The 15184-nt window shown below is 67.7% G+C and carries 13 protein-coding genes; 10 read left to right on the forward strand and 3 right to left on the reverse strand.

Annotated features, from left to right (window positions below; all coding sequences use genetic code 11):
- Window positions 1–86 precede the first annotated feature (86 nt).
- On the forward strand, window positions 87–1025 hold the full coding sequence (locus tag F1C58_RS00535; protein ID WP_185202128.1) for a hypothetical protein: 939 nt from the start codon (window positions 87–89) through the stop codon (window positions 1023–1025).
- Window positions 1022–1369 (forward strand): GntR family transcriptional regulator, encoded by a 348-nt coding sequence (locus F1C58_RS00540; protein ID WP_185202129.1) that lies wholly within the window; start codon window positions 1022–1024, stop codon window positions 1367–1369. Before F1C58_RS00535 ends, F1C58_RS00540 begins: the two co-directional genes overlap by 4 nt.
- A 19-nt stretch (window positions 1370–1388) precedes the next feature.
- On the opposite strand, the gene F1C58_RS00545 is transcribed toward F1C58_RS00540, so the two are convergent.
- Window positions 1389–1748, reverse strand: coding sequence for a UBP-type zinc finger domain-containing protein (locus tag F1C58_RS00545; RefSeq protein ID WP_185202130.1), 360 nt, complete (start codon window positions 1746–1748; stop codon window positions 1389–1391).
- 51 nt (window positions 1749–1799) lie between these two features.
- On the opposite strand from F1C58_RS00545, the gene F1C58_RS00550 reads away from it, so the two are divergent.
- The 4 genes from F1C58_RS00550 to F1C58_RS00565 all read left to right on the forward strand — a co-directional run bounded on the left by F1C58_RS00550 (window position 1800) and on the right by F1C58_RS00565 (window position 8778).
- Window positions 1800–5291 (forward strand): bifunctional proline dehydrogenase/L-glutamate gamma-semialdehyde dehydrogenase, encoded by a 3492-nt coding sequence (locus F1C58_RS00550; protein ID WP_185202131.1) that lies wholly within the window; start codon window positions 1800–1802, stop codon window positions 5289–5291.
- Window positions 5292–5504: 213 nt separating this feature from the next.
- Window positions 5505–7571 (forward strand): CARDB domain-containing protein, encoded by a 2067-nt coding sequence (locus tag F1C58_RS00555; protein ID WP_185202132.1) that lies wholly within the window; start codon window positions 5505–5507, stop codon window positions 7569–7571.
- 153 nt (window positions 7572–7724) lie between these two features.
- The gene (gene sigK, locus F1C58_RS00560; protein WP_185202133.1) at window positions 7725–8312 is read left to right on the forward strand and encodes an ECF RNA polymerase sigma factor SigK; all 588 of its coding nucleotides are present in this window, start codon (window positions 7725–7727) and stop codon (window positions 8310–8312) included.
- A gap of 61 nt (window positions 8313–8373) precedes the next feature.
- A complete protein-coding gene (locus F1C58_RS00565; RefSeq protein ID WP_255461176.1) occupies window positions 8374–8778 on the forward strand; it encodes a GntR family transcriptional regulator in 405 nt (134 codons plus the stop codon).
- A 34-nt stretch (window positions 8779–8812) separates the two neighbouring features.
- On the opposite strand, the gene F1C58_RS00570 is transcribed toward F1C58_RS00565, so the two are convergent.
- Window positions 8813–9613: an SDR family NAD(P)-dependent oxidoreductase gene (locus tag F1C58_RS00570; protein WP_185202134.1), complete on the reverse strand. Its 801-nt coding sequence runs from the start codon at window positions 9611–9613 to the stop codon at window positions 8813–8815.
- Window positions 9614–9661: 48 nt separating this feature from the next.
- On the opposite strand from F1C58_RS00570, the gene F1C58_RS00575 reads away from it, so the two are divergent.
- Complete coding sequence (locus F1C58_RS00575) at window positions 9662–10528, forward strand: SMP-30/gluconolactonase/LRE family protein (RefSeq protein ID WP_185202135.1); 867 nt, start codon at window positions 9662–9664, stop codon at window positions 10526–10528.
- Complete coding sequence (locus F1C58_RS00580) at window positions 10525–12330, forward strand: glycoside hydrolase family 15 protein (RefSeq protein WP_185202136.1); 1806 nt, start codon at window positions 10525–10527, stop codon at window positions 12328–12330. Before F1C58_RS00575 ends, F1C58_RS00580 begins: the two co-directional genes overlap by 4 nt.
- 49 nt (window positions 12331–12379) lie before the next feature.
- On the opposite strand, the gene F1C58_RS00585 is transcribed toward F1C58_RS00580, so the two are convergent.
- Entirely contained in the window at window positions 12380–12820 is a 441-nt protein-coding gene (locus F1C58_RS00585; RefSeq protein WP_185202137.1) for an Lrp/AsnC family transcriptional regulator, read from the reverse strand.
- 134 nt (window positions 12821–12954) lie between these two features.
- Here F1C58_RS00585 and ddaH point away from each other — a divergent pair, with 134 nt between their 5' ends.
- Window positions 12955–13812: a dimethylargininase gene (ddaH, locus tag F1C58_RS00590; RefSeq protein ID WP_219732005.1), complete on the forward strand. Its 858-nt coding sequence runs from the start codon at window positions 12955–12957 to the stop codon at window positions 13810–13812.
- Window positions 13809–15023 (forward strand): ornithine--oxo-acid transaminase, encoded by a 1215-nt coding sequence (gene rocD, locus F1C58_RS00595; protein WP_185202138.1) that lies wholly within the window; start codon window positions 13809–13811, stop codon window positions 15021–15023. The genes ddaH and rocD overlap by 4 nt, the downstream gene beginning before the upstream one ends.
- The last annotated feature ends 161 nt before the right edge of the window (window positions 15024–15184 follow it).

The raw sequence follows: 15184 nt of genomic DNA on the forward strand, positions 1-15184 counted from the left end.
GATCCGAAAGGCACCCCCGAACTGGGCTGTATCAACTGATTGATACATGGGGCAGTGTGGATCTCACCAACAGAGACGAGCGTGCCATGACACAGAACAACGGACTGATCGTGATCGCGGTGGTGCTCGGGGCGGCCAGTACCCTCGGTCTGTACCTCACGTATCGAGTGCGGCCGTTCCAAGATCGCGCGACAGTCGGCGTCGACAGTGTGTGGGATGCCCGACGGGTCACGCGGGCGGCAGTCCTCCGTATCGGTGTCGTCGTGGGAACGAGCGCCTTCTTGTTCGTGGCATTGATCTGGCTGGCCCTCGCCCTTCCCGCTCTCCTCGCCGTGCCGGCGCTCATCGCGCCCGGGATGTCCGTGGCCTTCGGCCTTGTGCTTTCGGCGGTACTCCCCGTTCCTCGCCATCCAGAGCCCAGTTCCCGGAGCGCGTCGCTCGAACCACGCCGTTTCTGGACCTTCGGGTCACCAGGGATGCTCGCTCTGCTCCTTTTCGTTGCGGCTGCGCTTGTTGCATTAGTCATCGCTGATGCCTCCTCCGCCGGTTCGATCGCGGGCGGGGCGCGCTTCTCCCGTTCGTACTGGACGATCGCGACCGCCCTCGTGGCGATGGCCGTCGTCCTGGTCGCCGCCACACTCTTCGCCCTGGCTCGTCTGGCAGCGGCGCCCTTCTTCCCGACTCCCGACCTGCTGAAAGTGGACCGGCGCCTGCGCCTTCTCACCGCGCGGACGATCACGTCGATCACCTTCGCCGTTCTTCTCGCCTATCTCGGAACTGTCGCCGCCACTATGGGAAGTCGCGTCAGCAACTTGGCGCAGGTATCGATCTCGGATGGCAGACCGGACCGGCTCGCGGCAATCTTCGGACCTGTTCTGGAAGGTGTCGCTATTGCGGCAATCGCCGCATCGATCGCGAGCCTGATCGCTGCTATCGTGCTGACGCTCGCGATGGGCCGAGGGCGAGCCACGTCTGCGGGTACCGACGAATCTGGCGCGGATGCCGTCGCGACGGTGGCGTCGTGATCGTCGTCGACCAGACGAGCCCGACAGCTCCGTTCGATCAAATCAGGGGGCAGATCGCCGACCTCATCCGCTCGGGCGAACTGGCCGCGACCACGCGACTTCCTTCGATACGGCAACTGGCCGGTGACCTGGGTGTGGCGCCAGGAACAGTCGCGAGGGCCTACGGACAACTTGAGACCGCGGGCCTCATCGTAGTGACCCGCTCGGGAGCTCGGGTTGGTACAGGACTGCAACTGGATGTGGACTTCCGCAACGCGGCGAGGTTGTTCGTCGACGCTGCGCGGTCGCGATCACTCACCATCGAAGACGCGCTGGGAACCATTCGGGCGAGTTGGAATCCTTGACTCCCCGCATCCTGATCCGCTACCACCGCTGTTCCATCAACCTTTCCTGCCAGTCGCCGGGCACCCGCTCTGCCGGACCGGGGGTGGACTGGGCGACCGGATGACTCTCGGGGGGAGCGAGCTCCGGGCCCTCGAAGGTCTCTGAAGTCGCGTAGCTGTAGAACCAGCTCTCGCCGGGCTCGAATGAGCGGATGACCAGATGCCCCGAGGCTTTCGCGTGCGCGGTGGCGTGGCGGCCGAGCGAATCGTCGCAGCATCCGATGTGGCCGCAGGTGGCGCACCGTCGCAGATGGAACCACCAGCTCTCCGACGCCTCGCACTCGACGCAGCCGGTCGAGCTCGGTGCCGCCGTCGGATCGATAGAACTCGTATCGCTCATGCATTCATTGTGGACCCGCAGGCCCCGCCCCGCCCCAAGTAGTCTCGATACATGCTTTCGCCCGCTGCCGATTCGCCCGTGAGCCCCGATCCGCTCGCCGCAGAGGCCGTGGCCACCGTGCGTCGCTGGCTCGCCGAGAGTGCGGATGTCGCTCCCGACCGTTCGGCGGAGCGTCTCGCCAGCGTGCTCAAGGATCCGCGCGGACTCGACTTCACCATCGGATTCGTCGATCGTGTGGTGCGCGCCGAGGACCTGCGGGTCGCCGGACGCAACCTGGAGAAGCTCTCCCGGGCGATCCCGGCGTTCCTGCCCTGGTACATGCGCATCGCGATTCAGCTTGGCGGGGGCTTTGCTCCGCTCATCCCGTGGCCGATCGTGCCCATCGCCCGGCGGGTGCTGCGCGGGATGGTGAGTCATCTCATCCTGGATGCGAGCCCACGGCAGCTCGACCGCAGCATGCGGCAGCTGCGCCGCTCGGGCATCCGCCTCAATCTCAACCTGCTCGGAGAAGCGGTGCTCGGAGATGAGGAGGCCGATCGCCGCCTCGCCGGCACGATCGACCTGCTCGGCCGCGACGATGTGGACTACGTCTCCATCAAGGTGTCGTCCGTGTCGAGTCAGCTCTCGATGTGGTCGTTCAACGAGACGGTGGAGCGGGTCGTGAAACGGCTCACCCCCCTCTACGAACTCGCCGCCGCATCCCCCACCACCAAGTTCATCAATCTGGACATGGAGGAGTTCCGCGACCTCGACCTCACCATCGCGGTGTTCCGGCGCATCCTCGAACAGCCGAAGCTCACGACCCTGGAAGCCGGCATCGTGCTCCAGGCGTACCTGCCGGATGCGCTGGAGGCGATGCAGGGCCTCACCGCCTGGGCGATCGAGCGACGGGCGGCGGGCGGGGCCGGCATCAAGGTTCGCGTCGTCAAGGGGGCCAACCTCGCGATGGAGCACGTGGATGCCGCCGTTCACGGCTGGCCGCTCGCCACCTGGGGCGCGAAAAGAGACACCGACGCCAACTACAAGCGCGTGCTGGACTGGTCGTTTCTGCCGGCGCGCACCGATGCGGTGAGGATCGGTGTCGCCGGTCACAACTTGTTCGACATCGCGTGGGCCTGGCTTCTTGCCAAGCAGCGCAAGGTGGAGACCCGGGTGGAGTTCGAGATGCTGCTCGGAATGGCCACCGGACAGGCGGATGCCGTGAGGCGCGACGTCGGCGGACTCCTGCTCTACACCCCGGTGGTGCATCCCGGTGAGTTCGACTCGGCCATTTCTTATCTCATCCGACGCCTCGAGGAGAACGCGTCGAGCGAGAACTTCATGTCGGGAGTCTTCGAGCTTGCCGGTGATCCCGCGATCTTCGACCGGGAGGCCGACCGATTCGTCGCCTCCCTCGAACAGCTGGCGGAAGAGCAGCAGTCCGGATTCGTTCCGGCCTCCCATCGGGTGCAGGACCGGCGCCTCCCGGTGCCGATCGCGCCCGTCGACACGGCGCCGCGCGTGTTCGCCAACGAGGCCGACACCGATCCGTCGATCGCGGCCAATCGTGCGTGGGGGCGCGAGATCCTGTCCCGCATCGCATCCTCGACACTCGGCGAGGCCACCGTTGCCGCCGCCCGGATCACCGGGCTTCCTGCCCTCGAGGGCGTGGTCACCGCCACCGCGCGCGCCGGGGAGAGCTGGGGACAACGTCGGTCGGACACTCGCGCGACAGTGCTGCACAGCGCCGGGGAAGCGCTCGCCGCGGCCCGCGCCGAGCTGATCGAGGTGATGGCGAGCGAGACCGGGAAGACGATCTCCGAGGGCGACGTCGAGGTGAGCGAGGCCGTGGACTTCGCGCACTACTACGCGGAACGCGCCCGCGAGCTCGACAGGGTCGCCGACGCCGAATTCGAGCCGTCCCGCCTGATCGTGGTGACACCGCCATGGAATTTCCCCGTCGCCATTCCGGCCGGGTCGGTGCTCGCGGCTCTCGCCTCGGGTGCCGGCGTGATCATCAAGCCGGCCCCGCAGGCGCGCCGCAGTGCAGCCGTGATGGTCGAAGCGCTCTGGGCCGGAGGGGTTCCCCGCGACGTGCTCGCCCTCGTAGATCTCGACGAGGCTGATCTCGGTCGTGAGCTGGTGTCGCATCCCTCGGTGGATCGCGTGATCCTCACGGGAGCGTGGGAGACGGCACGGCTGTTCCGTTCCTGGCGCCCCGACCTCCCGCTGCTTGCGGAGACGAGCGGCAAGAACGCGATCATCGTGACCCCGAGCGCCGACCTCGACCTCGCGGTGGCGGATGTCGTGAAGAGCGCCTTCGGCCATGCGGGCCAGAAGTGCTCGGCCGCATCCCTCGTGATCCTGGTCGGGTCGGTCGCCACGTCGCAGCGTTTCCGCCGGCAGCTCCTCGACTCGGTGAGCACTCTTCGCGTGGGATATCCCCAGGAGGCCACCACGGTGATGGGGCCCATCGTCGAACCGGCGCACGGCAAGCTCCGCGCGGCCCTCACCACTCTCGGTGCTGGCGAGTCCTGGCTGCTGGCGCCCCGTTCGTTGGATGAGAGCGGCACACTCTGGTCGCCGGGCGTCAAGGACGGGGTGACAGCCGGATCGGAATTCCACCTCACCGAGTACTTCGGCCCGGTGCTCGGGATCATGCGAGCCGACACGCTGGAGCAGGCGATCGCCCTGCAGAACGCACCGGCCTACGGCCTCACGGCGGGCATCCATTCACTCGATGCCGCGGAGATCGCGCTCTGGATCGACTCTGTGCAGGCGGGCAACCTCTACGTCAACCGGGGCATCACGGGAGCGGTCGTGCGCCGACAGCCCTTCGGCGGCTGGAAGCGGTCGACGGTCGGGGCCAGCGCAAAGGCCGGCGGGCCGAACTACCTTCTCACCCTCGGGGAATGGCGGCCGATGTTCGCCGAGCCGGGCCGGACGGCGATCCTCAAGGGGCTCAGCGAGGCGGTGTCGCGGGTGATCGAGGCCGCGCAGCAGGGCATGGAGTTTCTCGAGTTCGATCGCGTTCGCGCCGGTGCCACCAGCGACCAGCAGGCCTGGGTGGAGGAATACGGCACCGTCAAGGACGTCTCCGGGCTCGGTGTCGAACGAAACGTCTTCCGTTACCGTGCGGTGCCGGTGACGGTGCGCCTGGCGGAGGGGGCCTCCCCTGCCCAGCTCGTTCGCACGATAGTGGCGGCGACACGGGCGGGCGCTTCGCTCTCGATCAGTTCCGCGGTGCCGGTCGCTGCCGCACTCGTGCGCCTGTTCGGCTCTGCGGTGCCGCCGCTCACTGTCGAGTCCGTGGTCGTGGAGTCGGACGCCCGCTGGCATTCCCGATTGCAGGGGGAGGCCCGGCCGAGTCGCATCCGACTGCTCGGCGGCGACCGTCTCACGCTCGCCACCGTGCTCGACGGCGATCCGGATGTCGCGATCTACGCCGGTCCGGTGACCACCTCCGGGCGGATCGAGCTGCTGCCGTTCCTGCACGAACAGGCCATCAGCATGACCGCCCACCGCTTCGGCAATCCCGACCCGTCCACCTTCGTGGCGCTCTAGGGGAGCGGCGGCGACTACCCCCCGAACTGGCGGTCTGTCCCCCATTGTGCCGACACGTCTTGTCCCCACATACTCGACGTGGGGGCGCACCAGGTGCGGCCCCGCTGCGGCCGGGAACCCGAGCACGGCCGTGGTAACTCGACCGGGTGCGTACCCGAATTGCGCATCCGGTCGGCTCGAACCCGAAACCCGAAACCTCACCCGAAAGGCGATATGCGCGCCGCACTGCCCACCTTCCTGGCCCGTTCAGCCGTCACCCGATCCGTCGCGATCGTCGTGGCGACCGGCCTTTCCGCGGCAACACTCCTGGCCGGAGCGGGCATGTCCACGGTGACCACCGCTGCAGCGGCCACGAGTTGCCAGAGCACCACGGCGCTGTCCGACGGCGGATTCGAAGAGCCGGTGATCGCTCCGGCCTCATACCAGATCATGCCTTCGGCGAACGTTCCCGGATGGGAGTCCACAGATCCCTCCGGCATCGAGATCTGGTCCACCGGCTTCAACGGCGTGCAGGCCAGCGTGGGCAACCAATTCGCGGAGATCAACGCGACCCAGCCGGGAACGCTGTACCAGGATGTCGTGACGACGCCCGGGCAGAGCCTCCAGTGGTCGCTCCTCCACCGCGGTCGAAGCGGCACCGATGTGATGGACGTCGTCATCGGCGCCCCCGGCGGCACTCTGGCCTCTCAGGGCAACCTGTCTGACGGCACCGAGGCCTGGGGCCGCCACACCGGTGTCTATGTCGTGCCCGCCGGCCAGACATCCACCCGCTTCGGGTTTCGTGCCGTCTCCACCGCGAACGGCAATGCGAGCGTCGGCAACTTCCTCGACGACATCACCTTCGGCCTCGGGCCCTGTGTCGACACCACCGCCGGGGTCACGAACGTGACAGTGCCCGGCGGCGCCGTGCACGTCGGCGACACCCTCGAATACACAGTGACCTCGACGAACAATGGCGGAGGGGCCGCGATTCTCGCCGCGCTGCAGGACGTGCTCCCGGCCGGCGTTGAGATCGTGCCGGGCTCCCTTCGCGTGATCGGCGCAAACGCCGGGACCAAGTCGGATGCCGCAGGCGACGACCAGGCAGAGTACGACCCGGCCACCCGCACGGTGATCGGGCGGCTCGGCGCCGGCGCCGGTGCAGCCGCGGGCGGATCGCTCGCGCCGGGGGAGTCCTCCTCGCTCGTCTTCCGCGTCGTCGTGCTCTCGGCCGCCGCCTTCACCAGCCTCAGTAACCTCGGCACTCTCACCTACACCGACTCCCTCGCCGGCACGGTCCAGACCTCCGCGGCTCCGGCCGTGGTGACGCCCGTGGGAGCCACCTCCAATCTCGTCGTCACCGAGTCGCTCGACACCGCGGCACCCGTCGCCGGTTCGTCGCGTCCCACCTACACGGTCACGGTCGCCAACTCCGGACCCCAGTCAGACACCGGAGTCGTGGCGACAGTGACCATTCCGGCTGAGCTGAGTGACGCTGCGGTGCAGGTCGCAGGAAGCCCGTGCCCGATCGCCGGGGGCGTTGCCCAGTGTGCGATCGGATCCCTCGCTGCCGGCGCAAGCGCCACGATCACGATCACCGGCGCGATCACCGGCTCCATCCCGGCTGGCACAGTCGTCACCGTCTCGGCATCCGCCACCGGTGCTGTCTACGAGTCGTCGACGGCGGACAACGGCGCGACGGCCAGCGCCACCACCGTCAGCCTCGGGGACCTCTGGGTGACCGGACAGGCCTCGGCCGCCACTGTGCGCGAGGGTGATGACGCCTGGTTCTCCCTCGTCGTCGGCAACACCGGACCCTCGGATGCCACGGCGATCCTGCTCACCCTCGATGCTCCCGCCGGACTTGTCGCCACTCCCACCGCGGGAGTCTTCGACCCGACGACGAACCAGTGGGCGCTTCCCGCCCTTGCCTCCGGCGCAACCCAGTCGTTGCTGTTCCGTGGCTCCGCCGCAACGCTCGGTCGGCTCGCCGCCCGGGTCGTCGTAGCCTCCAGCTCGGTGCAGGACGCCAACCCGGCCAACGACACGGCGGCGGCGTCCATGCTCGTACAGCGCATCGCGCTTCTCGCGCCGCCCGTCAGCGCGGTCTCGGCCAGCGAGGTCGAGGCGCCGTCGGAGCCCTCCTCCGCACCGGGAACCGCGCTCGCCAACACCTCGGTCTCGAGCGCGGGCCTCGCGCACACCGGGGCGGATGCCCAGGGCGCGCTCTTCGCCGCGCTGGTGTTGATGCTGGTCGGTTTCGTGATCGTGGCGGCGCGTCGGGTGGGCAGCCGCCGCTGATCGGGGCGGTGATCCAGCACTTTCCCAGCAGATCCGGCGCTGCGGCCGCGTCATAGTGCCGAGCGTCGGCGATCTCTTCGGGTATCCGGACCGCGCCTAATCGTGCCTCGATCAGTGCTCGGCTTTCGGCTCACCCCCGAAACGGAGACGCTCGTGCCCACAGCCGCCAAGGAACAGCCCCCCGCACGGCCTGATTCCGCGGCCGCCGACGCGCTTCTCCGGCGCATCGCGGCCGGGGACCAGGCCGCTTTCGCCGAGCTGTTCGACGAGTTCGCGCCGCGGGTCTATCGACGCATCCTGGCGGTACTGCGAGATCGGTCGCAGTCAGAGGAGGTGATGCAGGAGGTCTTCCTCGAGGTCTGGCAGCAGGCGGCCCGCTTCGAGCCGAGCCGGGGCACGGTCGCGGGGTGGATTCTCACCCGCGCGCACGCGAGGGCTGTCGATCGAGTGCGATCGGCGGAGGCGGATCGCGCCCGCGACACCAGATTCGGCCTGCGGGACTTCGAGCCGGGCTACGACTCGGTCACCGAGGCTGTCGAGTTGCGCCTGGAGAGTGAGCGGGTGATCCGGGCTCTCGGCCAGCTGTCGGAGCTGCAGCGCGAGGCGCTCGTGCTCGCGTTCGTGGGCGACCTCACCCACGTGGAGGTCGCGGAGCGCCTCCGGCTGCCGCTCGGCACTGTGAAGTCCCGCATCCACGACGGTTTGCGTCAGATGCGGCGGATGCTCGAGGAACCCCTCTGAGCCGGGAGGGTGCCAACGGTGACTACGCTCGACAGCAAGACCACGTCAGATCGGAGCTCCGGTGACCAGTTCCCCCCTCGGGCCGCGTTCGACGGCGATCGGCGGCCTCACCGTGACGGTCGATCCCGGGTCAGCGGTGCCGCCCTACGAGCAGTTGCGGGTGCAGCTGATCGACGCGGTCGCCGCTCGGGCTATGGTCGCGGGAGCCAAGCTCCCTACCGTTCGCGGTCTCGCCGAGGCCCTCGGAATCGCTCCGAATACGGTGGCTCGCAGCTACCGCGAGCTCGAACGCGACGCCGTGATCGAGACTCGTGGCCGCGCCGGCACCTATATCGCCGCGTCCGGGGACGCGACCCAGCGCCAGGCCCAGGATGCTGCGGCGGTCTTCGCGACGCGCATCCGCCAGTTGCGGATCGATCCCGCCGACGCGCTCGAACTCGTACGGGCCGCGCTGATGGTCGACTAGTGCTCCCGCGCTCCGGTCGACGGCGGCGGGTCAGTCAGATCGATGCGACCGCGCCGGAGTCGACGCGGTAGTTCGCCCCGTTCACGAAACTCGCCTGCTCCGAGCACAGGAAGGCGACTACGGCAGCGACTTCCTGCGGTTCGCCCCGACGCTTCAACGCCATGTAGGGGCGCTCCTCGTCGAGAAAGCTCACGATCGCCTCGTCGACACTCGATCCGATCTTCTTCGCGCGCTTCTCCATCATCGCGTCGGTCATCGGCGTGTGGATGAAGGCGGGCGAGACGCAGTTCACGAGCAGGCCCTCCTTCGCATAGGTGCGCGACAACCCCTTCATCAGGGCGAGCACCCCGGCCTTGGCCGAGCAGTACGGGATCTCGTCGTCGTAGGGCTGCACGCCATCCTCGGATGCCATGAGCACGATGCGACCCCAGCCGCCCTTGCGCAGGCTGGGCAGGAATGCGCTCACCAGCCGCACGGGACCCATCAGGTCGACCTCGAGGGTGGTGGTCCAGCCGGCGTCGTCGATCTCGTGGAAATAGCCCTGCGCGCCGGTGATCCCCGAGGACTGCACGAGGATGTCGATGTCACCCACCGCGTCGAGCACCCTGTCTCGCATCTTCGCGATCGACTCCACCTTGGTGACGTCGGCGGCGAAGGCGAACAGTCGCCCCTCGAGTGCTCCGAGGCTCGCCGCGGCGGCATCCAGGCTCTTCTGATCGAGGTCGGTCAGCACGACGCGCACTCCCTCGCCGAGCAGGATGCGTGCGGTCTCCCATCCGATACCCGAGTCGGCACCGCTGATGAGGGCCGTACGTCCACTGATTCCGAGGTCCATCAAAGCTCCTTCATTTATGCGTTCCTCAGAGGAACGTAGGCTGGCATCATGAAAGTCGTGAGGGGGTTGCCCCGGGTTTTCCGGGATGCTAGCGCCATTCTCGCCGAGAGCATCGTCTGGGATCCGGATGGCTTCGTGCTCTGGTGTGACATCACCGCCGGGCTTCTCTACCGTTGCCCCATCGACGGTCTCGATGACACGGTCATCGAGTTGCCCCCGCCGCTGGCGTCATTTGCGCCGACGGCGAGCGGCAACGGCTATGTGGCGTCGCTCGGCGATCGCGTCGTGAGAGTCGATGCAACCGGTGGGGTCCGCGATCTCGCCCAGATCGAACACGCGCACGACGGCCTGCGACTCAACGAGGGCAAATGCGACCCCTACGGTCGCTGGATCACCGGATCGATGAACCTCGCGACCGGGGAGCCGGATGGCGCGCTCTACTCCGTGGCCGATAACGGGGCGGTGCGGGTGCTGCGCGGGGGGTTCGGAGTGGCCAATGGCTTCGAGTGGAGCCTCGACGACACCGAGATGTTCTTCACCGACACCGCCGTCAAGACCATCTACCGCGCCCCCTACAGCGAGACCGGCGACATCGGTGAAGTCAAGGTCTTCCACTCCGGCGAATCGCATGATGGGCTCACTATCGACGCCGAGGGATTCCTCTGGGGCGGAATCTACGGAGGCGGTCGAGTAGTGCGGTACAGCCCGGAGGGGATCGAAGACCTCGTGGTCGAACTGCCTGCCCCGAACATCACCTCCGTCGCATTCGGCGGCCCCGGGATGTCGACGTTGTTCGTCGGCTCCGCGAGAGAGAATCTCACCGAGGAGCAGCTGGAGGCGCATCCGCTCTCCGGATCGATCTTCGCGATCGAAACCGCGACCAACGGTCGCCCCGCTCGCCGGTTCGGCGCATGACCGGAACCTCACTGCAGCGTGACGGCATCGGGCCCGCAAACCGCATCGACGGGTATGCGGACCTGCGCTCCTACGCCGCGATCGGCGACGGCAGAACCGTGGCGCTCATCTCCCTCGACGGGGCGATCGACTGGTTTCCGGCCCCCAACCTGGCAACGCCGCCCGCCTTCGCCGCCATCGTGGATGCGCCGCACGGTGGTCGCATCGAGTTGCGTCCGGTCGAGGAGTACACGGTCACCCGTCGCTACGTTTCCGGCACAAACGTGCTGCAGACCACCTTCACGACCGCGTCCGGGCGTGTTCGCCTCACCGACGCCCTGGTCACCGGGGTCGCCGGGCGACTTCCCTGGGCGGAGCTCGCCCGGCGGGTGGAGGGGATGAAGGGATCCGTCGCGTTGCGCTGGGCCGTCGCCCCCGGCACGATGCTCGGCATTGCCTCGCCCTGGGTCGAGCACACGGTGCAAGGGGCGGTGATCCGCGTCGACGGCGTGATGCTCGGAGTGCGCGGCATCGACCACGGCCCATCCACCGAAGGCGGACAGGCCATCACCGGCGCCTTCACGACCTCGGAGGGTTCGCGCCATCTCGTGGTCGTCACGGCGACCGAGCGCGAACCGCTTCGGATGGTGACCCCCGAGATCGTGGACCGCGGCATCGACCGCACCATCGCCAATTGGAAGGCGTGGTCGGCCGAGTTCTCCTGGAAGGGGGAATGGGCTGACGCCGTCCTGCGCAGCGCTCTCGCGCTCAAGCTGCTCATCCACAGCCCCAACGGATCGATCGCCGCGGCCGCCACCACCTCGATCCCGGAGAGCCGCGACGGAGGCAAGAACTGGGACTACCGATTCGCCTGGGTGCGAGACCTCGCCTATACAGTTCGTGCGCTCATCCGTTTCGGGCTGCGGGAGGAGACGCATGCTGCCGTCTCGTGGCTGCTGACCACCATTCGCGAGCAAGGCCCCGAACTGCACATCCTCTACGCGCTGGATGGTTCGGTCCCGGAGGGCGCCACCCACCCGGACGTGGTCGGCTGGCGGAACATCGGTCCGGTCGTGGTGGGGAACGATGCGCAGGGACAGCGGCAGCTCGGAGTCTACGGCGACCTCTTCGACGTGGTTCGGGCCTACGTGGACGACGGCAATCTTCTCGACGCCGAGACCGGCCGACTTCTGGCCTCGATCGCCGACCGCGCCTGCGACAACTGGCAACGACCGGATTCCGGCATGTGGGAGCTCGAGGAGGAGCACCACTACACCTCGTCGAAACTGGGCTGCTGGCAGGCGCTCGATTGCGCTGTGCGCCTCGCGGAACTCGGACAGTTGCCCGGCGGTGGCGAGCGCTGGGCGGCCGAGCGCGACCGCATCCGCGACTGGGTGGAGACGAACGGCTGGTCGGAGGCGCGACAGAGCTACGTGATGTATCCGGGCAGCGAGAAGCTCGACGCATCCATTCTTCTTCACGCCGACAGCGGTTTCGATCGGGGTGAACGGATGTCGTCCACGATCGACGCGATCGACAGTGAACTCGGGCGGGGAGCGCTGGTCTATCGCTACTCCGGAATGCAGCGGGAGGAGGGAACCTTCGTGGCCTGCGCATTCTGGGTTGCCGGGGCGCTCGCCTGCGTCGGCCGCCTGGACGAGGCCCGCGCCCGCATGGGTGAGCTGGTGGCCTTGGGCAACGATGTGGGGCTGTACGCCGAGATGATGGATGCCGAGTCGCACGAGTTTCTCGGCAACCTGCCGCAGGGCCTCAGCCACCTCGCACTCATCAACGCGGCGATCACGATCGAACAGCTGTCCTAGCCGGAGCGGCCGGTGGTCGAACAGCGAGCGCCAGAGAGGCCTCGATGCGCTATCCCTCGCGGGTGCGGTGGATCAGTTTCGACAGCACGATGGCGCTGCGGGTGTGGTCGACGTTGGGTGCGACCCGCACGCGCTCCAGGGCGAGTTCGAGCGAGGGGATGTCTCGTGATCGCATGTGCACGATGGCATCCGCGCTCCCGGTGACCGTTCCGGCATCCACGACCTCCGGCACACCGGAAAGGATGCGTCGCAGCTCCTCCGGCGCGACGGTGCCGCGGCAGAAAAGTTCGACGTAGGCCTCGGTGCCGAGGCCGTCCACGGCGGGGTCGACCTGGATGGTGAATCCGCGGATCACCTTGTCGGCGACCAGGCGGTCGACGCGGCGTTTCACCGCAGAGGCGGAGAGTCCGATCACTTCGCCGATATCCCCGTATCCAGCGCGGGCATTCTGGCGAAGAAGGTCGATGATGCCATAGTCGAGACTGTCCATGGTCATACCCTATGGCGCTTTATTGTGCGGTCCGCACCATCTTCGGCGATTTTGTGCGCCCTACGCTGCCAAAGATCGGAAGTGTGCGTGTGAGACTGGAACGACCCCACACCCCGATCTCCAAAGGAGCCCTCGTGTCGGCCACTCTGCCTGCAACGAATGTTGCCACCGTCCGCACCCCATCCAAGCGCACAGTCCTCATGTGCCGCCCCGAATTCTTCACGGTGGTGTACCGCATCAATCCGTGGATGGACCCGCAGCTGCCCACCGACACCGCCCTCGCAGTTCGCCAGTGGGAGACGCTCTATCAGACTTATGTCGACCTCGGTTTCGAAGTGCACCTGATCGACCCCATCGAGGGCCTTCCCGACATGGTCTACGCCGCGAACGGCGGATTCGTGCTCGACAACATCGCCTACGGTGCGAGCTTCACGTATCCGGAGCGCCAGCCAGAGGGTCCCGCCTACATGGACTGGTTCCGTGAGAACGGATTCGACGTGAAGGTGCCGGAGAACATCAACGAGGGGGAGGGCGACTTCCTGCTCGTGGGCGATGTGATCCTCGCCGGAACCGGGTTCCGCAGCGCATCCAACAGCCACCAGGAGCTGGCGGAACTCTACGGGCGTCAGGTCATCACCCTCGAACTCGTGAACCCGAGTTTCTACCACCTCGACACCGCGATCGCGGTGCTCGACCCCCAGCCGGGATTCGACAACCCCAACATCGCCTACCTTCCGAGTGCGTTCAACGAAGAGGGCCTCGCGGTTCTCCGAGAGCGCTTCCCCGACGCGATCCTCGTGAACGAGGAAGACGCGGCGGTGCTCGGCCTCAACTCCTTCGGCGACGGCTACAACATGGTGATCGCCTCCCGCGCCACCGATTTCGAGCGCCAGCTTCGCGAGCGTGGGTACAACCCCATCGGCGTCGACCTTTCCGAGCTCCTGCTCGGCGGCGGCGGCGTCAAGTGCTGCACCCTCGAACTGCGCACATGACGTTGTCCGCGGCCGAGTTCATCGCCGCCGAAGACTCCCACATCGCCCACACCTACCATCCGCTGCCGGTGGTCGTCGCGACCGCGGAGGGTGCCTGGGTGACGGATGTCGAGGGCCGACGGTACCTCGATTGCCTCGCGGCCTATTCCGCGGTGAACTTCGGCCACGGGCATCCGGCACTCATCTCGGCCGCGAAGGCACAGCTCGACCGCGTCACGCTCACCAGCCGGGCGTTTCACAACGACCAGCTCGGTCCCTTCGTCGGTGCGCTCGCCGCACTCGCGAAGAAGGACCTCGTGATCCCGATGAACACCGGGGCCGAGGCGGTGGAATCCGGGCTCAAGGCCGCGCGAGCCTGGGGCTACCGGGTGAAGGGCGTCGCCCCCGACCGGGCGAACATCATCGTTGCCGATGGCAACTTCCACGGCCGCACCATCACGATAATCAGCTTCTCGGATGATGCTACGGCCACCACCGACTTCGGCCCGTTCACGCCGGGCTTCCGTTCGGTGCCGTACGGGGATGCGGCGGCCCTCGAAGCCGCGATCGACGGCAACACCGTCGCCGTGCTCCTCGAGCCGATCCAGGGCGAGGCGGGCATCCTCATCCCGCCGGCCGACTATCTGCCGGCCGTGCGCGACATCACCACCCGTCACAACGTGCTCTTCATCGCGGACGAGATCCAGTCGGGGCTCGGACGCACGGGTGCCACCTTCCAGTGCGACAACCTCGGTGTCACGCCCGACCTCTACCTGCTCGGCAAGGCGCTCGGCGGCGGGATCGTGCCGGTGTCTGCGGTGGTCGGCAACTCTGACATCCTCGGCGTACTCGGCGCCGGGGAACACGGTTCGACCTTCGGCGGCAATCCGCTCGCCGCTGCCGTCGGCTCCGCGGTCGTCGCCCTGCTCGAGACCGGGGAATACCAGGAGCGCGCCAGGGTGATGGGGGCGCGACTCGCTGCGGGACTCGAGCGTTTGATCGGCTTCGGAGTCGTCTCCGTGCGATCGGCCGGGCTGTGGGCCGGCGTCGACATCGACCCCTCCCTCGCGACCGGTCGCCGGGTCTGCGAGCTGCTCATGTCGCGGGGAGTGCTCGCGAAGGACACCCACGGCTCGACCATCCGTTTCGCTCCCCCGCTCGTGATCACCGCGGAAGACGTGGATTTCGCCGTCGACCAGCTGGAAGCCGTGCTGCTGGAGCTGCGCGCGTAGCACCCCCGGCCCAGTCGGCGCGTCGCCGGTCGCGCCATATTCGGTTGCACAACTCCTGCAATTCGGAAGGGGGCCGGGTCTTCGGCCCGAACTTCCGGGGTACTTGTTCCCGTCGGCCGCACAGCGCAGGAGTTACGGAATCGGGACTGGTCTCTGTCGGA

This window comes from Glaciihabitans sp. INWT7, assembly GCF_014217685.1.
Taxonomy (GTDB): domain Bacteria; phylum Actinomycetota; class Actinomycetes; order Actinomycetales; family Microbacteriaceae; genus Lacisediminihabitans.